Origin of the sequence: Marinifilum fragile JCM 15579, assembly GCF_001310955.1 — a bacterium.
Taxonomy (GTDB): Bacteria; Bacteroidota; Bacteroidia; order Bacteroidales; family Marinifilaceae; genus Marinifilum; species Marinifilum fragile.
Window position 1 is genome coordinate 54,383 of record NZ_BAZX01000020.1, and the last position, 21,101, is coordinate 75,483.

At 36.8% G+C, this 21,101-nt stretch carries 17 protein-coding genes and 5 tRNA genes; 18 read left to right on the forward strand and 4 right to left on the reverse strand.

Annotation, left to right across the window (positions count from 1 at the left end):
• Positions 1 to 11: 11 nt before the first annotated feature.
• Positions 12 to 302 carry a DciA family protein gene (locus tag JCM15579_RS14095; protein ID WP_054721093.1) on the reverse strand — a complete coding sequence of 97 codons (291 nt, stop codon included), beginning with the start codon at positions 300 to 302 and terminating at the stop codon, positions 12 to 14.
• Positions 299 to 1,408, reverse strand: coding sequence for a DNA replication/repair protein RecF (recF, locus tag JCM15579_RS14100; RefSeq protein ID WP_054721094.1), 1,110 nt, complete (start codon positions 1,406 to 1,408; stop codon positions 299 to 301). The genes JCM15579_RS14095 and recF overlap by 4 nt, the downstream gene beginning before the upstream one ends.
• 176 nt (positions 1,409 to 1,584) lie before the next feature.
• Between recF and JCM15579_RS14105 the strand changes: the two genes are divergently transcribed.
• Positions 1,585 to 2,277 carry a tetratricopeptide repeat protein gene (locus JCM15579_RS14105; RefSeq protein ID WP_054721095.1) on the forward strand — a complete coding sequence of 231 codons (693 nt, stop codon included), beginning with the start codon at positions 1,585 to 1,587 and terminating at the stop codon, positions 2,275 to 2,277.
• Between the two features lie 57 nt (positions 2,278 to 2,334).
• Here the strand turns inward: JCM15579_RS14105 and JCM15579_RS14110 are convergent, their stop codons facing one another.
• Positions 2,335 to 3,201: a diacylglycerol/lipid kinase family protein gene (locus JCM15579_RS14110; RefSeq protein ID WP_054721096.1), complete on the reverse strand. Its 867-nt coding sequence runs from the start codon at positions 3,199 to 3,201 to the stop codon at positions 2,335 to 2,337.
• 409 nt (positions 3,202 to 3,610) lie between these two features.
• On the opposite strand from JCM15579_RS14110, the gene JCM15579_RS14115 reads away from it, so the two are divergent.
• The 15 genes from JCM15579_RS14115 (at position 3,611) to JCM15579_RS14170 (ending at position 17,201) form a co-directional block, all read left to right on the forward strand.
• Positions 3,611 to 3,693, forward strand: a tRNA-Tyr gene (locus JCM15579_RS14115).
• 41 nt (positions 3,694 to 3,734) lie between these two features.
• Positions 3,735 to 3,807: transfer RNA gene (locus tag JCM15579_RS14120), tRNA-Gly, on the forward strand.
• Between the two features lie 20 nt (positions 3,808 to 3,827).
• Positions 3,828 to 3,910 (forward strand) — tRNA-Tyr (locus JCM15579_RS14125).
• Positions 3,911 to 3,952: 42 nt separating this feature from the next.
• Positions 3,953 to 4,025: transfer RNA gene (locus tag JCM15579_RS14130), tRNA-Gly, on the forward strand.
• Between the two features lie 9 nt (positions 4,026 to 4,034).
• Positions 4,035 to 4,119: transfer RNA gene (locus JCM15579_RS14135), tRNA-Ser, on the forward strand.
• A gap of 242 nt (positions 4,120 to 4,361) precedes the next feature.
• The gene (locus JCM15579_RS22330; protein WP_218186188.1) at positions 4,362 to 4,445 is read left to right on the forward strand and encodes a GIY-YIG nuclease family protein; all 84 of its coding nucleotides are present in this window, start codon (positions 4,362 to 4,364) and stop codon (positions 4,443 to 4,445) included.
• 601 nt (positions 4,446 to 5,046) lie between these two features.
• On the forward strand, positions 5,047 to 7,473 hold the full coding sequence (locus JCM15579_RS14140; protein ID WP_054721097.1) for a TonB-dependent receptor: 2,427 nt from the start codon (positions 5,047 to 5,049) through the stop codon (positions 7,471 to 7,473).
• Positions 7,474 to 7,728: 255 nt separating this feature from the next.
• On the forward strand, positions 7,729 to 8,415 hold the full coding sequence (aqpZ, locus tag JCM15579_RS14145; RefSeq protein ID WP_054721098.1) for an aquaporin Z: 687 nt from the start codon (positions 7,729 to 7,731) through the stop codon (positions 8,413 to 8,415).
• Positions 8,416 to 8,522: 107 nt separating this feature from the next.
• Positions 8,523 to 9,101 carry a DUF1287 domain-containing protein gene (locus JCM15579_RS14150; protein ID WP_054721099.1) on the forward strand — a complete coding sequence of 193 codons (579 nt, stop codon included), beginning with the start codon at positions 8,523 to 8,525 and terminating at the stop codon, positions 9,099 to 9,101.
• A 129-nt stretch (positions 9,102 to 9,230) separates the two neighbouring features.
• Positions 9,231 to 9,668: a VOC family protein gene (locus JCM15579_RS14155; RefSeq protein WP_054721100.1), complete on the forward strand. Its 438-nt coding sequence runs from the start codon at positions 9,231 to 9,233 to the stop codon at positions 9,666 to 9,668.
• A gap of 147 nt (positions 9,669 to 9,815) precedes the next feature.
• On the forward strand, positions 9,816 to 10,052 hold the full coding sequence (locus JCM15579_RS22005) for a DEAD/DEAH box helicase (RefSeq protein ID WP_218186180.1): 237 nt from the start codon (positions 9,816 to 9,818) through the stop codon (positions 10,050 to 10,052).
• Positions 10,046 to 10,396: a DEAD/DEAH box helicase gene (locus JCM15579_RS22010; protein ID WP_218186181.1), complete on the forward strand. Its 351-nt coding sequence runs from the start codon at positions 10,046 to 10,048 to the stop codon at positions 10,394 to 10,396. The genes JCM15579_RS22005 and JCM15579_RS22010 overlap by 7 nt, the downstream gene beginning before the upstream one ends.
• Complete coding sequence (locus tag JCM15579_RS20920) at positions 10,393 to 11,136, forward strand: helicase-related protein (protein WP_218186182.1); 744 nt, start codon at positions 10,393 to 10,395, stop codon at positions 11,134 to 11,136. The genes JCM15579_RS22010 and JCM15579_RS20920 overlap by 4 nt, the downstream gene beginning before the upstream one ends.
• A gap of 123 nt (positions 11,137 to 11,259) precedes the next feature.
• Entirely contained in the window at positions 11,260 to 11,472 is a 213-nt protein-coding gene (locus tag JCM15579_RS14165; RefSeq protein ID WP_054721101.1) for a hypothetical protein, read from the forward strand.
• A 173-nt stretch (positions 11,473 to 11,645) separates the two neighbouring features.
• Positions 11,646 to 17,201, forward strand: coding sequence for an alpha-2-macroglobulin family protein (locus tag JCM15579_RS14170; RefSeq protein WP_054721102.1), 5,556 nt, complete (start codon positions 11,646 to 11,648; stop codon positions 17,199 to 17,201).
• Positions 17,202 to 17,510: 309 nt separating this feature from the next.
• On the opposite strand, the gene JCM15579_RS20925 is transcribed toward JCM15579_RS14170, so the two are convergent.
• Complete coding sequence (locus JCM15579_RS20925) at positions 17,511 to 17,714, reverse strand: hypothetical protein (protein WP_218186183.1); 204 nt, start codon at positions 17,712 to 17,714, stop codon at positions 17,511 to 17,513.
• 5 nt (positions 17,715 to 17,719) lie between these two features.
• Here JCM15579_RS20925 and pbpC point away from each other — a divergent pair, with 5 nt between their 5' ends.
• Together pbpC and JCM15579_RS14180 are read left to right on the forward strand one after the other, a co-directional pair.
• The gene (pbpC, locus tag JCM15579_RS14175) at positions 17,720 to 19,975 is read left to right on the forward strand and encodes a penicillin-binding protein 1C (RefSeq protein ID WP_218186184.1); all 2,256 of its coding nucleotides are present in this window, start codon (positions 17,720 to 17,722) and stop codon (positions 19,973 to 19,975) included.
• Between the two features lie 76 nt (positions 19,976 to 20,051).
• Positions 20,052 to 21,098, forward strand: a complete 1,047-nt coding sequence (locus tag JCM15579_RS14180) for a CNNM domain-containing protein (protein ID WP_054721104.1) — start codon at positions 20,052 to 20,054, stop codon at positions 21,096 to 21,098.
• The last annotated feature ends 3 nt before the right edge of the window (positions 21,099 to 21,101 follow it).

The following is a 21,101-nucleotide window of genomic DNA, read 5'->3' on the forward strand; positions in this document are numbered from 1 at the left end:
GATGTGCTTTTTTATCTCACCACAATATCATCAATAATATTGGCTTGTACTTCACGGTTTAAAGCCTTCACCAATCCATCACGAATAATCATGAGTTCGTTTCGGATTACCGATGAGCGAACTGCAACAAACAATCTTCGGTTGCGAATGTAGATATCAGTAGTTGCATTGGCTACTGTTTTGCCAATTACTTTTTCCCACGAGTTCACCAACTCATATTCTTTCAGTTTCACGTCAAGTTTCGATTCTTTCAGAACTTCCTTGATCAATTCATCTATTTTTTGAGTGTTGCTTCTTCTCATGATTCCGAATTAATAATGGCACCGTTAGCGATAGTAAAAAGTTGATATTCCAAAGCTGATCCTGATAAGATATCATCCAAATGATCACGATTGGTATCAGAAATAAAAATCTGACCAAATCGTTCTTCTGAAACCAAACGAACAATTTGCTCAACGCGATTCGAATCTAATTTGTCAAAAATATCATCTAGCAAAAGAATAGGCGTAAAACTCGCAATTTGTTTTATGAATTCAAACTGAGCCAGTTTTAGCGCAATTAGATAAGTCTTCTTTTGTCCCTGAGAACCCATTTTTTTAATTGGATATTTTCCCAGATTCAGAATCAAATCATCCTTGTGAATTCCTACGGTTGTGTATTGCATTACCTGATCTTTCCAGCGTGCATTGTCTAACAATTCACGCATTCCGTGTTCGTGCAGTTGCGATTTATACTCAAGGCTAACAATTTCGTTTCCCTGAGATATAACAGAATAGTATTCCTGGAAGACAGGCATTAGTTTGTGCAGAAAATCTTTTCTTTTCTTATAAATGTCCGCACTTAAATGTACCAATTGTTCATCCCAAATGCTTAAGGTATCTTCATCGTATTTGGTTCCGGCAGCAAAATCTTTTAGTAATTTATTGCGTTGCAGAATTACACGATTGTAACGAATCAAATCATCAAGATACTTTCTGTCGTACTGCGATATTACACTATCCATGTACTTTCTGCGTTCCTCGCTGCCATCGGTAATTAGTCGGCCATCGGCAGGAGAGACCATAACAATAGGAAGTAATCCAATATGCTCAGATAATTTTTTGTATTCTTTTTTGTTTCGCTTGAAATTCTTCTTTTGGCCACGTTTTACACCACAATAAACTACTTCTTCCAATTCCTTACGTTGATATTTTCCTTCTAAAACCATGAACTGTGCATCATGATTGATGTTGTACTGATCAGTAGATGAAAAGTAACTTTTACAAAAGCTTAAGTAGTAAACTGCATCGAGAAGATTGGTTTTTCCCATTCCATTATTGCCTATAAAACAATTGATTTTTGGAGAAAAATTTAATTCTAACTCAAGTATGTTCTTGTAGTTAATAAGAGATAGCTTTTCAAGATGCATGTGCAAAACTTTAAGGTAATGCTGCAAAATTAAGAAATAAAATCAATTCAAATTAGGGAAAGCTTGGCAATAATTAAGTTCTAATTTATTCTCATTTTTTATATTAATCATGCTTAATATTTGGCAAAAAAAATTACATTTGCGTTAGAAAAAATAAACCTATTAATTATTTGAGTATGTCGAAGAACAAAAACAATCCGGAAACTGCGGATAATTTCGAGAATCTAGAAGATGCGTTAAGTAAGACTGAACAATATATAGAGAAGAACCAAAAGAAATTGACTAGTATTGCTTTTGCTGTTATTGTGGTGGCTGTGGCAATTTTTGCTTATCAAAAGTATTACAAAACTCCTCTTGAAGAAAAGGCTCAGAAGCAATTGTTTCAGGCTCAAAGATATTTCGAACAAGATTCATTTAAATTGGCTTTAAATGGTGACGAAAACTATCCTGGATTTTTGGAAATTGTTGACGAATTTGGTTCAACTGCAGCAGGTAATCTTTCTAAGTACTATGCTGGTATTTCATACTTAAGAATTGGTGAGTATCAAAATGCGATTGATAAGCTAACTTCTTTTAGTTCAGAAGATTTTCTTTTAAGTTCTTTAGCTAAGGCTGCTGCTGGTGATGCTTATATGGAATTAGGAGAAAATGTTAAAGCTGCTTCGAACTATATGGATGCAAGCACAATTAACGCAAATGATTTTACAACTCCTATTTACTTACAAAAAGCTGGCTTGGCTTACGAAATGATGGGAGAATACAAAAAAGCATTGGCTGCTTACGAAAAAATTGAAAAAGATTTTTCTAAATCAGCAGAAGCTCGTGATATCGAAAAGTATATTACAAGAGCGAAAGCAATGATGAAGTAATCATCTTTATAAGATATTTAAAAACGGAAATCTTAATTGGTTTCCGTTTTTTTTGTGTCAACAAATTACGCGCAGAGCCTTCTCTTCAATGGTTACGGTAAATTTTGTTCCTACTGTTGCAGGTTCTCCATCTAAGTGGGCAAAATCATTCTCCTGGGTGATATCAAAAGCTTTGCCTTTTATTCGGTAATACAGCGAGTGACTTTCTACGGTTCCTGTTAGGATTTTATAGGCAAACAAAGGAATTTGTATGAAGGATGGCTTTTTAACCAATACCAGATCTATAATTCCATCTGAAACATCTGCGCCCGGGGCAATGTAGGCATTATTACCAAACTGACTTGCATTGGCAAAACACAGCATAAAGCCATTTAATAAATGCTCCTTTTGTTTGGTGTGTACAATGAAGTTTTGGTTTTTACTTCGATTAAAGCAGCGTAAACAGGCTATAATATATGAGAAAAGTCCTCTGGCTTCCATTTTTTGGAACATTCGGCTGACTTGAGCATCGAAACCTATGCCTACAACACAAAAAGAATACATGTTGTTTATTCTTATAGTATCCATTTGCAGGGTTTGCATTTTATTAATGAGTTTCACAGCTCCTTTAACAGATAAGGGAATTTTAAGATGCCTGGCCAGACCATTTCCTGATCCTGACGGAATGATTCCCATAGGGATGTTAGAATGAACCAAAACCCTTGCCGTTTCATTTACCGTGCCATCTCCACCAACAGCAATAATTGCTTTGTATTTTTCCTCTAATGCTTGTTTTGCCATCTCCGAAATGTGTCCTGGATATTCCGAATATTTAAAATAAGGTTTAAAAATATCAGTATCCAGATATCGAATAATCTTCTGATGGATATTTATTCCTGATTTTTTGCCTGCAATTGGATTGATAATAAAAAGAATTTTCTCCATGATATTACTAATATTTCGAAAATGTAATTTAAAATCAATTTCAAGATTGTCTTAAAAAACGATTCCTAAGTACATCATCGAATATAATCAATAAAAGAACGCTAAAGGTTCCAAAGCTTAGCATTCAATACTTTAGAATATTACTTGTTTAAAGAAAACGTTAAAAATAGTATTGTAAATTGCTGATATTGTGCGATTAAGGTGTTGTGTGGATCGTGTAATATTCACATGAAAAAAGTATTGAAAAAAAATGACAAAAATATTCGCTAGGAAATCAAACACTTACATAAAAAACTTAATTTTTTTTCAAAAAAAAGCTTGGTAGCCCTTGTATATTCTACCAAAGCCCCTATATTTGCAACCGCAATCGAGAAACAAACAACAGTTCTTTTACATACCGATTGCTTTTGGGGAGATACCAAAGTGGCCAACTGGGGCGGACTGTAACTCCGCTGACTTTCGTCTTCGTAGGTTCGAATCCTGCTCTCCCCACAAAACGGATTGAAAACGTTCAATTTGTGAAAAACATTCTTGCGGGAATAGCTCAGTTGATAGAGCATCAGCCTTCCAAGCTGAGGGTCGCGGGTTTGAGTCCCGTTTCCCGCTCAAACGTACTGAAAAATATTGGGGAGATACCAAAGTGGCCAACTGGGGCGGACTGTAACTCCGCTGACTTTCGTCTTCGTAGGTTCGAATCCTGCTCTCCCCACAAAACAGATTGAAAACGTTCAATCTTTGAAAAATAATTCTTGCGGGAATAGCTCAGTTGATAGAGCATCAGCCTTCCAAGCTGAGGGTCGCGGGTTTGAGTCCCGTTTCCCGCTCAAAATTTTGGAGAGATGGCAGAGTGGTCGAATGCGGTGGTCTTGAAAACCATTGTACGGCAACGTACCGGGGGTTCGAATCCCTCTCTCTCCGCCTTCGCCCGCCATAGCAATTTTTTGCGATGGCGGGTTTTTTGTTTTTATAAACTTGAGCTATATTATTGGATTTATTAGATTTGGCTACGGCGGATGAAATCCGCTTCTTTAAGATAAAGCTCATTGTTTCCCTAAGTTTTCCCGTAGGTTTTTCAATAATTATAGACCTATTATTTTAAAATCCTCACTTTTGATAATTTAAATAGATGCAGTAAATTAATGATCAATTAATTTACAATTATGTATTACGTCTATATTTTGCATTGTTCAAACGATAAACTTTATACAGGCTGCACTTCTAATTTGAAGGAACGTCTGGAATGACATCAAAATGGTTATGTTCCTGCAACAAAGAATATTCGTCCTGTAAAATTGATAAGCTATATTACGTTTTCAGATAAATACAAGGCTTTTGAATTTGAGAAATATTTAAAATCAGGATCTGGAAGAGCTTTTGTAAAAAGGCACTTGGTATAAATTTTAAAACTTCCGTTCTAAACTGTCAATTCACCAATAATCCCTCTGCTACGTAGTTTTAGTATACTCTATATTAAATATACTTACCTGTTGTACCACTTTGATTATACAGTTATCACTTGGTATAATGCAAATCTTCCATTTGTATTTAAAGGTTCTCATTGAGCTAAACTAAATTTTATAGCTGAAACCGTACATTAATTTGTCCGATATCGAACATGAAAATAAATTCATTGGAATGTTAGTTGTTGAAATAGTGTTGTTTGTAATTTTTGGCACTATCTCTGATTGTATCGTGGAGAATGTCTAAAAAGGGTGTTCGTATTTACTAACTGACTACGCGTTTTAATACAAATATCGAAACAAGATTGGGGTAAATAACGAGTAGATGTGATGATTGATTTGATGTAGTCTAATTTTTAAACCCACTAACAAATTAAAAAGTATTATGAGAGAAAAACTACTAATAGTTGTTTTGTTGTTGTTGAGCTTTACAGTTTTTGCAGAAACTGAAATCACAACTGCAGTAAAAAGCGGTTCATTAACGGGTGTAATATTAGATCAGAAAACTAAAGAACCACTGCCATATGTAAATGTAGTGATACGTGATGCCAATGAAAAAATTCTTACCGGAGGGATTACTGATATTGAGGGAAAGTTCATTATTAAGAAAATCCCTGAAGGGAAAAATGTGGTTGAAATACAATTTATGGGATACAAACCCTACAAAAGGCAATTGGATTTTTCTAAAACAAAGGTGCACAAATTGGGTACTGTTCATTTGGAAGAGGATACGGAAATGTTAGGAGAGGTAACGGTTAGAGCTGAATTGTCTACCATTACTCAGAAAATCGACCGTAAGGTGGTAAACGTTGGGAAAGACCTTACCGCTGCTGGAGCAACTGCTTCAGAGGTGTTGGATAATGTACAATCGGTAAGTGTGAATAGTCAGACTGGAGCTGTTAGCCTAAGAGGTAACGAAAATGTTAGAATCTTGGTTGATGGCAAGCCTACTAATATTAGTCCTGCACAGTTGTTGCAACAGATTCCTTCAACATCCATTAAAAGTATCGAGTTAATTACCAATCCATCGGCAAAGTACAATCCTGAAGGGATGAGTGGAATTATTAATATCGTTCTGAATAAGAATGCCAATATTGGTTTTAATGCCAATGTAAATATGGGTGTAACACGTGGAAAAAACACACGTGCCAATGGTTCGTTCGATATGAATTACAAGCAAGGAAAAATGAACTTTTTCCTAAACTATGGAGCAAATGGAGGTAAAAGAAATAACTATGGAGACGTTTTAAGAAGCTCGTTGGATGAGAATGGACAGACAATCTTAGCAGATGATCTTCTGCAGAAATTTGAATTTGATAGCGAAAACTATTCTCATTTATTAAAGGTAGGTGCCGATATTTATTTGAATGAAAAGAATACACTTTCTTTTTATACGACTCAAAACTTTCGTGATGGTGATTTTGATGGAACAACCAAGATTTTTAGAGGCAATAGTTTGGACTTCCACAATCTGATGAAATCGAAAACCGATAATTCAACTGGAACCTATAACGTTAATTATAAGATCGATTTTGAGAAAGAAGGGCACAACCTGGAGTTTGAAGCTACCTATAGTGAGAGTGATGATCCTGAAGATGCAACTTATAGAGAATTACTAAATCCTGATGATCGTAATTCAAATTACTCCGATAATATTGAAAATGAATACACCAATACGCTTCTGAATTTGGATTACACAAATCCTTTATCAGAAAATACAAAGCTGGAAATGGGATTGGAGTTAAGACTGAATGATACGGAAAATTCACGTGTAACCGACCAATATGATTTTACCAATACTAAAGTTGATAATTCGGCATTTAGCTACGACAGAAGTATCTACTCGGGATATGTGAATTTAAATCACAAGATCGATAAATTTTCGATGCAAGTTGGTGCCAGATTGGAGCAATATGAAGTAGATGGAGATTTTATGAAAGGTGACGAAAAAGCAAAATATACCGATAGTAGATTTACGGTTTATCCTTCGGTATTCTTTACCTATAATTCTAACGAAAAAAATCAATTTCAGTTGAGCTACAGTCGAAGAGTTGATCGACCTTCAATAAGACAGGTAAACCCAATTCGAGAGTGGAGTACACCATTGATTAGCTCTTTTGGGAATCCAGAATTGGATCCTCAGTTTACCAACTCGTTCGAGTTCAATTACACAAAGGGATTAAAGAAAGGATCGACTACCATAGGAGTATTCTACCGAAGAGTAAGTGGAAATATCTCTAGGGTATTGAATAAAGATCCGCAAGATATTGAAAAGGTAGAAATGTCGTACTATAACACCAATGACAACGATCGTTATGGTGTTGAGCTATCGGCAAATTACAGATTCTTCAAGTGGTGGTCGATGAATGCAAGTTCCGATTTGTATATCCAGAAAGAAACAGGTGTTTCGAATGGTGAGAATTTAGAGATTACCAACAATTCATTCAATGTGCGTGTTGCAAATAGTTTTACTGCAACCAAAAAGTTGAGATTCCAGTTGTTTGCCATGTATCGTGGTGGCGGAAAAGACTTGCAGTTCGAAGTTGATCCGATGTGGATGATTAATACAGGTGCAAGCTACAGCGTAATGAAAGGGAAAGGTACCATTACCTTTAGAGTGAATGACATTTTCGAAGGAATGAAGTTTAAGTTCGATTCGGAGGTTCCATACAGACAGAATGGTGAATTCCATTGGGAAAGCAGAACCGCTTACTTAGGATTCTCTTATCGATTTGGTAGTGGTAAAAACAAAGCCAAACAACGCAAGCGCAGAGATAATCGTGAAACGCAAGGTGGCGGTGGATTCATGTAATAGGAATCTTTCAACAACTACATACAATTAGTTTAATTGCAATCTCCCTGTTCAGTAATGAGTAGGGAGATTTTTTTATTGTACATCTTCTATCTGTAATTTAAATGTATTGTGTTTTAGCTGATTCTGTTAAGTGTTTAATTTAGATGGTCATATGCGTCAAAATGATTATATTTATTATTCTGGAGAGATGAAATGGAAGAATGCTTGAGGATCAAACATGAGAGATAATTATTAACCTTTAAATAATATATCATGAAAAAACTAGTAGCAGAGTTTATTGGAACCCTTTGGTTGGTATTGGGAGGATGTGGTAGTGCGGTATTGGCAGCAGCTTATCCCGAATTGGGAATTGGCTTTGTTGGTGTTGCCATTGCTTTTGGGTTAACAGTACTTACCATGGTTTATGCAATTGGACATATTTCTGGTTGTCATCTAAATCCTGCAGTATCAATTGGTTTATGGGCAGGAGGTCGATTCGATGGAAAGGAATTAATACCTTATATTATTGCACAGGTGTTGGGGGGAATTGCTGGAGCTGGTATTCTGTATATGATTGCAAGTGGAAAGCCAGGATTTGAGCTGGGTGGATTTGCTGCAAACGGGTTTGGAGAACATTCGCCGGGTGGTTATGGAATGCTTTCGGCATTAGTATGCGAGGTGGTGATGACTTTTATGTTCTTGCTTATCATACTTGGGGCAACGCATTCAAAAGCTCCTGCTGGTTTTGCTGGTATCGCAATAGGTTTAGGATTAACATTGATTCACTTGATTAGCATACCAGTTACCAATACATCGGTTAATCCGGCCCGAAGCTCTAGCCAGGCATTATTTGTTGGTGATTGGGCCATGGATCAATTATGGTTGTTTTGGTTGGCACCAATATTAGGGGCTATTCTGGCAGGTTTGGCCTATAAATTTATGTCGCCAGAGAAAGGGTAATTCTAAAATATAATATATGTAAAAGAGTGTACCTTTGGTGCACTCTTTTTTATATTGGTTTGGAATGGTTGTTGTAAAAGCATTAAGATATTATTAATTGGTAAATAATGAGAAGATTATTTTTGACATTCATCTGTAGTGTCTTTTTTATTTTTGGACACGCTCAAAGTTTTTATGATCAGTTAGCGATTGCTGCAAAAGAACTCACCAGGCAGCATGTGATTTACGATCCATCTTATTTTGCAATTGATTACCCGAATGGTGATGTTCCCGCAGATCGGGGAGTATGCACTGATGTCGTAATTCGTGCTTATCGTTTGTTGGGAATCGATTTGCAAAAAGAGGTGCATGAGGATATGAAAGCCAATTTTACACTGTACCCTAAAAATTGGGGACTGAAAACTACCGATAAAAACATCGACCACAGAAGAGTGCCGAATTTGATGACTTTTTTCGAACGTAAAGGGATGATCAAAGCTAAAACCAGAAATCCAAAGGATTATTTGCCGGGTGATATCGTTTGTTGGGATCTGGGGGGAGGAATAACTCATATTGGAATTGTAATTGATCAGATGTCTCTCGATGGGAAAAGACCATTATTTGTTCATAACATTGGAGCAGGGCAGGTGGTTGAAGATTTGCTGAATAAGTATACCATTATTGGTCATTATACTTATCAGCAATAAAAGTTTTCTCCTTTTAGGATAAACCAAGGCTAAATTCAATTCTAAATTGTTGTCAGATATTGATTTTCGCAATAATCTTCTGTATTTTCAGTAGACTTTAAAATTAGTAAAAACCTTAATGCACAAATTATGACAACACTTAATGTTTATCTTGCTTTTAATGGAAATTGCGAAGAGGCTTTTGATTTTTACAAGTCGGTTTTGGGAGGAGAGTTTAGCCATGTGGCTCGATTTGGAGAAATGCCTCCTTCGGACACTTGTCCGCCAGTTGCAGAAAAAGATAAGAATTTGATTATGCATGTTTCTTTGCCAATCAGTAAGGAAACCGTGCTAATGGGTAGTGATTCTTCAGAGGCATTCGGACCACTTCCAACGCAGGGGAATAACTTTTCCTTATCACTAAATACAGATTCAAAGCAAGAAGCCGATCGCATTTTTGCGGGGCTATCTGCAGGTGGAAAAGTAATCATGCCAATGGATAAAACATTTTGGGGATCGTATTTTGGAATGTTTACCGATAAATTTGGGATTCAGTGGATGGTGAGCTTTGAATTGGAACCGCATTGATCTGCAAGTATAAAGTATAAAGTATAAAGTAGAGCCGCAAGGAATTGCGGCTTTTCTATTTATAATGGTTTGATATAGAAATGATTTTGTATAAATGTTATTAATCCAAACTATTAAACTACCTTTGCCGCTCATTTTTATAAGCATATGACATTTGACAAATTAGATATTGTAGAACCCATATTAAAAGCGATAGAGGCGAAAGGTTATACAAATCCCACTCCCATACAGGCGGAGGCAATTCCAGTTTTATTACAAAAAAGAGATCTTTTAGGTTGTGCCCAAACAGGAACCGGGAAAACTGCAGCCTTTGCCATTCCAATACTTCAGAATTTATTGGAAGATGGTCACGGAAAGGTAAAGCGAAAAATTAAGCTTTGGTAGTTACGCCAACAAGAGAGCTGGCCATACAAATTGGCGATAGTTTTACAGAATATGGTCAGCATACAGGGATTAAAAACACTGTAATTTTTGGTGGAGTAAAGCAAGGAGCACAAACCGATGCGTTAGCCACGGGAGTTGATGTTTTAGTGGCTACACCTGGTAGATTGTTAGACTTGATCAATCAGGGATTTATCTCTTTACGAGATATCAGGTATTTTGTGTTGGATGAGGCCGATCAGATGTTGGATATGGGGTTCATTTACGATATCCGAAGAATTATAGATCAGTTGCCAAAGCGAAGACAATCATTGTTCTTTTCGGCTACCATGCTCCTAAAATTGTGAGTCTGTCGAAGCAGATTTTGGGAAATCCTGAGAAGATTACCATTCAGCCACAGCAAACTACAGCTGAAAGGGTTGAACAGTCTATCTATTTTACCAGCAAGAGTAAGAAGTCGAAACTTTTAACACACTTGCTAAAATCAAGAGAGTTAGGATCTACCTTGGTATTCTCGAGAACCAAGTATGGTGCCGATAAAATTGCACGAATTCTAAGAAAAGCCGATATCAATACGGAGGCCATTCATGGTAATAAAACCCAGAATTCTAGACAGAATGCTCTAAATAATTTTAAGGAAGGTACAACCAAAGTATTGGTTGCAACCGATATTGCAGCACGTGGAATTGATGTGGCTGGTTTGGCTTTGGTAGTGAATTATGATTTACCAAATATTCCGGAATCATATGTGCACCGAATTGGCAGAACGGGTAGAGCAAGTGCAAGTGGTGTGGCCATATCTTTTTGTAGTCAGGATGAATTACCATATTTAAAGGATATTCAACGTTTAATTAAGCAGACTATTCCGGTAATTAAGGATCATCCTTTTCAGGCTGAGGAAATGCCAGAATTGCCAAAGGAGGAAAAGAATACAGAAAAGAAAACTGAGAAGAAAAAGCCACGATCGCGTTCGGGTAAATCAAATGGTTCTGGCAATAAGGATTGGAGAAGAAGGTCTAATTCAAAAGGTAGGTCTGGTTCTCAAAACAGATCAGGATCACAGAAAAGGTCGGGTAAGAAAAGATAATTTAATACCGATTAGTATTTAAAGTAATCGATAACTTCACTTTATTTGTTAGCGATTTTTAAATATCTATCGGCATTATACCTCAATGATCTTTGATAAATAAATGGTATAAAAAGATAAGCTATGGATCAGAAAGATTTCGACAAAATCAGAAAGATTAAAAAGGAACACAAAGAGGCTTATAATCCTTGGAACAGAGAAGATGATGACGAATTGATCAACCTGTTTTTTGATGGAGTACCCGTTGGTGAAATGGCCATTAAGCTAAAAAGAACAAAAGGAGCTGTTCGTGCTCGCATTCGCAAAATGGAACTCACGAAGATCAAAAAGAAATAATTTAAAGTAAATTTAGCAATTGCTAAGTTGCATATAATAAGGCCGAATAGAGAAATCTGTTCGGCCTATTTTTATAATATGTATTTTAAGAACAATAAGATTGTCTTTTTGTTTGATTAATCATTTTCAATTGCTAATATTATGCTGAATTATCAAATCCAATTATTTATAAAATGAGAAAATTTTTCTGCCTTCTAATTGTGCCGTTAATTCTCTTAACGGCAGTCAATTCCTGTAAAAATAAAAAAGTAACCAAACGAAAAGTCGATCCTGGATTTGGACAATATATTGCTGCATTTACCTCGGGAGTGGTGTCTGCGGAATCGATTATTGAAGTTCGATTGGTGGATGATTATAAGAATCCAATTGAGCCAGGACAAGAATTAGAGGGAGGAATTTTTACCGTTACTCCAAAGTTGAGTGGTAAAGCTTACTGGAAAGATCCAAGAACCATTGAGTTTAGATCCGATTCGAGAATGAAATCGGGTGGTGTTTACAATGTAAATGTAAAAATCGGGAAGTTAATGGAAGTGCCTGAAAAGTATAACAATTTGAAGTTTAACTTTCAGGTAATCAAGCAAAGTTTCAGCTTTACCGGAGAGGGTTTACAATCCTATGACAAAAGCGATATGAAATCGCAGAAATACAAAGGCTACCTTACCACTGCAGATATTATTAACGATGATGAAATAGAATCTGTTTTAACGGCAAGTATAGATGGAAAAGAGAAGCCAATTAGCTGGACCCATACAGGTGATGGTAAAATTCATCATTTTGTAGTGGATAGTTTGTTAAGAACCGAAGATAAACGAGAGTTGGTGGTTCGATGGGATGGAAATAGAATTGGCGTTGATGAAAATGGCAAAAAGGAAGTGGAAATTCCTGCTCTGAATGTATTTAAATTGATGAGTGCAACGGTAATTCAACAGCCAGAACAATATGTTTCTCTTCGTTTTTCTGATCCTTTAAAGAAAGATCAAAATCTGAAAGGTTTAATTCGTATTGATGCTCAATCCACTTTCAGATTTATTATTGATGGAAATGAAGTAAGAGCATATCCGCAATACAGATTGGCAGGACGCAGAACCATTGAAATTGAAGAAGGAATCAAGAATGCTTTGGATTACTCTTTAAAAAAGAGCAAGAAGTTAGAGTTGGTTTTTGAAAATATTAAACCTGCAGTTCGCTTGTTGGGCAAAGGAGTTATTTCTCCTTCATCGCAGGGATTGATTTTGCCTTTTGAGGCCGTTAGCTTAAAGGCTGTAGATTTGCGCGTAATCGAAATATTCGAAAACAATGTTCATCAGTTCTTGCAGGATAATAGAATGGGTGGACAAGAAAGGTTGAGAAGAGTTGGGCGTTTGATTTTACAAAAGCGTGTTGATTTAGGGAAAAATGAAGCCATAGACTTAAGAAAATGGAATGCTCATACCATTGATGTTGCAAGTTTTATTGATGTAAATCCAGGAGCAATCTACCGATTGGAACTTCGATTCAGAAAAGAATATTCATTGTACGGCTGCGAGGACGAGAAAGGAAAAGATAGCAATTTGGCATCGGTGGATGAAATGATTGCTGAACAGGAGTTGGAAAATGAAATGAAGGAATGGGACAAACCAGGTTGGTATGATGATTACTATTATCCAAATGGATACAACTGGAACGAAAGAGAGAACCCTTGTCATGTTTCTTATTATCGATCAGGAAGATTTATAAATCGTAATATTTTCGCTTCAGACTTGGGCTTAATTGCGAAAGCAGGAAACGATAAATCAATCACTTTTGCAGTTACAAATCTGTTAACAGCACAACCAGAAAATGGTGTTGAACTGGAGGTCTACAATTACCAAAAGCAATTAATGGCCAGGTTGAAAACAGATAATCAGGGATTCGCGACTGTGCAGTTGGATAGAAAGCCTTTCCTTTTGGTAGCGAAAAAAGGCAGCCAAAGAGGATACCTTCGTCTTGATGATGGTTCGTCCCTGTCCTTAAGTAATTTTGATGTTGGTGGAGCACAAATTCAGAAGGGAATTAAAGGATTTATTTATGGAGAGCGTGGAGTTTGGAGACCTGGAGATAAACTGTTTCTTACTTTTGTTTTGGAAGATGCAGGGAAAACTTTACCAGAGAATCATCCTGTAATCTTTGAATTGTTGAATCCGGAAGGACAAACAGTTGTGCATAAAGTAAGCACAAGTGGTATAAATGGATTTTATTCGTTCAATTGTGAAACAGATTCTGAGGCCCCAACAGGAAACTGGATAGCAAGAGTAAAAGTTGGTGGAGCAAGTTTTACCAAAGTGGTTAAAATTGAGACGGTAAAACCAAACCGTTTGAAAATTAATTTGGATTTTGGAACTGAGGTTTTGAAGTCAAAAGCTTCTGGTCAAAATCTTGATATGGAAGTGAAATGGTTACATGGTGCTACAGCACGCAATTTAAAGTCAAATGTTAGCCTTAAATTTTCGCCAACCAAAACATCATTTCAAAAGTACAAATCATATATTTTCGATGATCCGGCCAAAGAATTTGAGGCGGATGAGCAAGTGGTATTCGACGGTAAGGTGGATCAGAATGGAAAGGCTGTCGTTCCTCTTAACCTGAAAGGAAACAAATCGGCTCCGGGAATGTTGAATGCGAATTTTGTTACCCGAGTGTTTGAAGAAGGTGGCGATTTTAGTATCGACATGCAGAGAGTGAAATTTGCACCATACAATTCCTTCGTTGGAATGAAAATGCCAGAATCGAAAAGAGGATGGTATCTGACAGATACAGATCATGAGCTTAAAATTGCTACAGTTGATGCAGAAGGAAATCCTGTGGACAGAAAGAAAATTGTGGTGAAGGTTTACAAGATTGACTGGCGCTGGTGGTGGGATTCGAGCGAAGAAAATTTGGCATCCTATATCAGAAGATCATCAACTCGAATTGTTGATTATAAAACCATTTCGACAAAAAATGGGCAAGCAACTTACAAGTTGAATATTGAATACAATGACTGGACCGATTATGGACGTTATTTGATTCAGGTATTTGATCAGGAGAGTGGTCACTCGGCTGGAACTACGGCTTATTTCTCTGAATATTATGGAAGATCACCGGAAGGAATGCCAGGCAATGCAAATATGCTTTCGTTTGTTTCAGATAAAGACAAATATGAAGTTGGAGAGGAAGCAACAATTACAATTCCTTCATCGAAAACAGGAAAAGCATTGGTAAGTATTGAAACTGGTGCTAAAGTTTTGGATGCTTTTTGGGTTGAAACTGATTCTCGAGAGTCGAAGTTTAGTTTTAATATTACTCCTGACATGGCACCAAATGCCTATGTGAATGTAAGCTTAATTCAACCACATGCCAATGTTGAGAATGATTTACCGATCAGAATGTATGGTGTAATTCCTATCATGGTGGAAGATCCTGCTACACGATTGAATCCGCAAATTGATATGCCAGAGGTACTGGAACCTGAGAAGGAATTTGTGGTGAATGTATCAGAAAAAGATGGCAAACCAATGACTTATACCATAGCTGTGGTTGATGATGGATTGTTGGATTTAACCCGATTCAAAACTCCTAATCCTTGGTATACGTTTTATGCTCGTGAGGCTCTTGGAGTTAAGACTTGGGATATGTTCGACTTGGTAATGGGAGCATTCGGAGCTCGTTTGGAGAATGCATTTGCCATTGGTGGAGATGAGGATTTGAAAGGCAAGAAGCAGGCAAAGGCCAATAGGTTTAAGCCTGTGGTAATGTTTTACGGTCCGTTTACATTGCACTCGGGAGATTCTAAAACGCATAGAATTGAAATGCCAAATTATGTGGGATCTGTAAGAACCATGGTTGTGGCCGGAAATAAGGGTGCTTATGGAAATGCTGAGAAAACCTCGAAGGTTCGTAAACCACTAATGGTATTGGCAACCTTACCAAGAGTGGTTGGTCCGGATGAAACAGTGAAATTACCGGTAACTGTTTTTGCTATGGATCCAAAGGTGAAGAATGTAAAAGTTAGAATTGAACCCAATGAATACCTGATTCCTCAGGATGGCAAAGATAAAACCATTGTGTTTGAAAAAACAGGCGAGCAAGTGGTTAATTTTGATTTAAAAGTTGCAGCTAAGCTTGGTATTGCAAGAGTTAAAGTAATAGCTGAAAGTGGCAATTTAAAAGCGACATATGATATTGAGTTGGATGTTCGCAACCCTAATCCTAGAGTGGTTAATGTTACAGATACATTACTGACCAATGGGAAAACATTTGAAATGTCGGTTGATTTGCCGGGAATGGAAGGAACCAACAAGGCAGTTTTAGAACTTTCAAATATTCCTCCTATTGATTTTGGTCGTAGATTAGAATACTTGATTGATTATCCTCACGGATGTATTGAGCAAACTACTTCTTCGGTATTCCCTCAAATGTATTTGAATGGAGTTGTTGAATTAACAGCAGACCAAAAAGTAAGAATTGAAGAGAATATTCGTGCTGGTTTAACTCGATTGCTGAAGTTCCAAATGGCAAATGGCGGTTTTAGTTATTGGCCGGGAGGAAACTATGCAAGTTCTTGGGGAACAAGTTATGCAGGCCACTTTATGCTTATGGCTGAAGAGAAAGGATATACTCTTCCTATCGGATTAAAATCATCATGGTTGAAGTATCAAAAATCCGCTGCAAAATCTTGGAAAAAATCTACTTACGAAGGTTATTCTTACCAAAGAAATGATCTGCTTCAAGCATATAGATTATATACTTTGGCCTTGGCAGATGAGCCGGATTTGGCATCGATGAATAGGTTAAGAGAGCAAAGCAATTTATCAAATGATGCAAGATGGAGGTTGGCTGCAACCTATAGAATTATAGGCAAAAAAGAAGTTGCAGAAGAGTTAATTTCAGGATTGACCACCGAAGTAAAATCATATAGAGAACACTCAGGTAGTTTTGGATCTTCATTGCGTGATAAAGCTATGATTTTGGAAACTTTAAGTCTTTTGGACCAAAGGACAACAGCTTTCCCATTGGTTCAGGAAATATCTAAAAAGTTATCCAGCGATTCATGGATGAGTACCCAAACCACAGCCTATTGTTTGGTGGCTATGGCTGAATTTGCAGGTGGTGAAAATCCAGGACAAATGTCATTCTCTTATACCCTAAATGGTAAAACTGAGGAGATAATAAGTAACAGTCCTGTAAAGCAGATTCCAATAGACGTGAAATCTGGCAAACCAAATGTGAAGATTGAGAACTTGTCGGATGCAGTTCTTTACACCAGAGTAATCGCCAGTGGAATTCCTGTTGCAGGCGATGGTACTGCGGTTGAGAAGAATTTGAAATTGAGAATTGTTTACAAGGATATGCAAGGAAATGTTATTGATGTAAGTAAGTTGCAGCAAGGAACAGATTTTAAAGCAGAGGTAACAATCGAAAATCCAAGCGTAAACAAATATGAGCAAATGGCCCTGACACAAATCTTCCCATCGGGTTGGGAAATTTTGAATACTCGATTTGGAGAGGTGGATCAGGTAAGTGAAAACGATATGCCGGATTATCAGGATATCAGAGATGATCGTGTTTACTCTTATTTCGAATTGGACCGATACAAGGACAAAACATTCACCATTGCTTTAACTGCAGCTTATGTAGGTAAGTATTATTTGCCAACCATTTCTTGTGAAGCAATGTATGATAATAACATTAATGCCCGCAAACCGGGTCAATGGGTTGAAGTTGTAAAATAAATTACACAAATAATTGATGTTCTGGTTCAGAGTGCTAAATTTTTAAATGCGATTAGCTTGATATTTGTAACAGAGTTAGAACACTTCTCAAAAACTTAGTATACTAAGTCTTCAAAAGATAGTATACTAAGTTTTCAAAAGATAGTATACTAAGTTTTCAAGAGGAAGCATACTAAGTTTCCAAGAATAAGTATACTTATTTTCGAAAAGATAGTATACTAAGTTTTGGACATTGAGTCTACTGAAATTTGATGTTGCTTATGGAGCATTTTATATGCAATTGGTATAATAGCCCAAAAAAAAGAAGGATTAGTACAGCTTGTAAATCTCCTTTCTGTCGGCTAAGCAAGCTGTAGTGATGTCTTTTCGTTTTAGCGTTGAAAAAAATGAATTTTTCAGAAATAAAATATTGCCAATCTCGAAAATGCCGTATTTTATTGTTGGCATTTTTTCTGTTATTGATTTTGTTTTGGTTTTCATTGCCAAAGCAGCTTTTTCATGATCCGTACTCAACGATTTTGTATTCGAAGGAAAACAAATTGTTGGGAGCTAGAATTGCCGATGATGGTCAGTGGAGGTTTCCTCAAATAAAAGAAGTGCCAAAGAAATTCGAAAAATCATTATTGGCTTTTGAGGATCAATACTTTTATTCTCATCCTGGAGTGAATCCAGTTTCGATGGGAAGAGCGCTAATTCAGAATCTTAAGGCTGGAAGAGTTGTGAGTGGAGGAAGTACCATCAGTATGCAGTTGATTAGGATTTCCCAAAAAGGCAAATCGAGAACGGTATATCGTAAGATTCTTGAAATGATTCTGGCTTTTCGATTGGAGATTCGATATTCTAAAGAAGAAATTTTGGCTTTGTACTCTTCTCATGCTCCTTTTGGAGGAAATGTGGTTGGATTGGAAGCTGCATCCTGGCGATTTTTTGGACGCACTCCCGATGAATTATCTTGGGCAGAATCTGCAACTTTAGCTGTTTTGCCAAATGCTCCATCTTTAATTTATCCGGGAAAGAATAGCAAGACATTGCTAAGGAAACGAAATGGATTATTGGATAAATTGTACAGGATTGGTGAAATTGATTCAACAACTTGTGAGTTGGCAAAACTAGAGGATGTTCCTCGTCAGATTCATCATTTGCCAAGAGTTGCGCCTCATTTGTTGGATCAAGTGCATAAGAAGAATAAAGGGGAGAGAGTTGTCTCCTCCATCAATTTTGGTTTGCAGAACAAGGTAAACGAAATTGTGAGAAGACATCAGAAGAATCTAGAAGCGAATCAAATATACAATATGGCTGTTTTGGTAGTTGATACTAAAAGCAGAAATACTTTGGTTTATGTTGGAAACACGGAAAATAATGGTAAAAACTTACATGGCAATCAGGTTGATATTATTCATTCCCTAAGAAGTACCGGGAGCCTTTTAAAACCATTTTTGTTTGCCAGTATGCTAAATGAAGGTGAAATTTTACCCAATACCTTGATCGCAGATATTCCTACTCAAATTGCCGGTTATTCACCAAAAAATTTTGATTTAAAATATAATGGAGCAGTTCCTGCACAAAAAGCATTGGCAAGATCATTAAATGTTCCTGCAGTAAGAATGCTTCGTGATTATGGTGTTGAACGTTTTCACTTCTTTCTGAAAAAGATGGGGATGTCTAGCTTGAACAGGCCAGCTGGTCATTATGGACTGTCGTTAATACTCGGAGGTGCAGAGGGGAGTCTTTGGGATATGTGTGGTATGTATGCCAGCATGGCTGGAATTTTGAATCATTACAATTCAAATGATGGAGTGTACTATTCAAACGAATTTCAAACTCTAAAATATACCAGGGATTCAATTCAATGGAAAAATCCAGAATCTCAAGCATTTTTAAAAGCTTCATCGGTTTATCAAACATTTGAAGCATTGTTGGAAGTAAATCGCCCTGATGGTGAAAGTGGTTGGAGGTCTTTTTCATCATCACAAAAAATTGCCTGGAAGACAGGAACCAGTTTTGGATTTAGAGATGCGTGGGCAATTGGTGTAACATCGGATTATGTGGTTGGAGTATGGGCCGGAAATGCTGATGGAGAAGGCAGACCTGGTTTAACTGGAGTTGGTGCTGCTGCGCCAATCATGTTTGATGTGTTTGATTTGTTACCGAAAAGTGAATGGTTCCAACAACCTGTTGAAGAGATGGAATTGGTTCCTATTTGCAGAAACAGTGGACACAGAGCAGGGCGGTGGTGCGATCAGGTTGATACCCTTTGGATAGGAAGATCTGGCTTGGAAACAAATGTGTGTCCCTATCACAAACAAGTGCATTTGGATGCAACAAAAAGATATCGGGTAAATTCGCATTGTGAAAATGTGGATAATATGGTACACAAATCCTGGTTTGTTTTGCCTCCTGCCATGGAATGGTATTACAAAAAAAGAAATCCTTTGTACAGACCATTACCGCCATATAGAGATGATTGTGTTGGAGTTGCAGAATCTCAAGCAATGGAGTTGATTTACCCGAAATCAAATGACAGGATATTTGTACCAATTGGTTTGGATGGTAAGCGTGAGAAGGTCGTATTTGAAATTGCCCATCATGATCCCGATGCAAATGTTTACTGGCATTTGGATGGGGAGTTTATTGGAACAACTTGTGGAAATCATCAGTTAGAAATTGCTCCTGGAGTAGGGAAGCATGATGTAACTTTTGTTGATGAAGAAGGAAACGTACTGTCAAAGCGCTTTGAAATTGTTGGGAAACAAGAACATCAATTGAATTATTAAAATTAGGGATTACGCTTATCAAAAATCAGTAAAAAGAAGTATTTTGGGACAAAATAACTTGTAACAAAAAAATAACATGTTTCTTCTGTTTTTTTACCTCTTTTTGGCTTTGTTTGTTTCTTTTTTGTGTTCAGTAATGGAATCAGTACTTCTGTCTACTCCACTATCTTTTTTGAATGTAAAAAAGGAAAATGGAGTAAAATCGGCCAACACTTTTATTAAGCTGAAAGAAAATATTGAGAGGCCATTATCAGCAATTCTTTCTCTAAATACAATAGCCCATACTATTGGAGCGGCTGGAGTTGGTGCTGAGGCTACAAAACTTTTTGGAGAGGTTTATTTTGGTGTGATATCGGCTGTGTTAACTTTTCTAATTTTGATATTCTCCGAAATTATACCAAAAACCATTGGAGCATTATATTGGAGAAATCTGGCTATGGTTTCGGGTTTAATTATTAATGCAATGGTTTTTCTAACCTATCCATTGGTAATTTTAACTGGCTATATCTCAAAAATATTTTCACGTGGTGAGGATGAGGTTTCTGTGAGTCGTGAAGAGATTTCGGCAATGGCAAAGATTGGAACAGAAGAAGGTGTGTTTGAGGAAAAAGAGAACAGAATCATCCAGAACTTGATTAAATTAAAGAGCTTAAATGTTACTCAGATAATGACCCCAAGAGTTGTGGTTGCTGTGGCAAATGAAAATATGCTTTTAAAGGATTTTTTGACTGACAAAAGATATTTGTACTATTCTAGAATACCTGTTTACAAGGAAAATAAAGATAATATAACAGGCTATGTGTTTAGACAAAGTGCTTTTGAAAAGATGTCAGATTCTGGAGAGAATTTGATCCTAAAGGATGTTATTCGACCGATTGTAGTGGTTTCAGAATTTCAGACTTTACTGAATGCTTGGGATAAATTACTCAAAGAGAAAGAGCATATTGCATTGATAGTTGATGAGTATGGAGGTATGGATGGTATTGTAACCATGGAAGATATAATTGAAACATTGCTTGGTTTGGAAATTATTGATGAGCGTGACAAGATTGTAGATATGCAGCAATACGCCAAGGAAAGATGGAAGGAAAGAAAAGCCAAGTACAATATATTTGAAGATTAAATC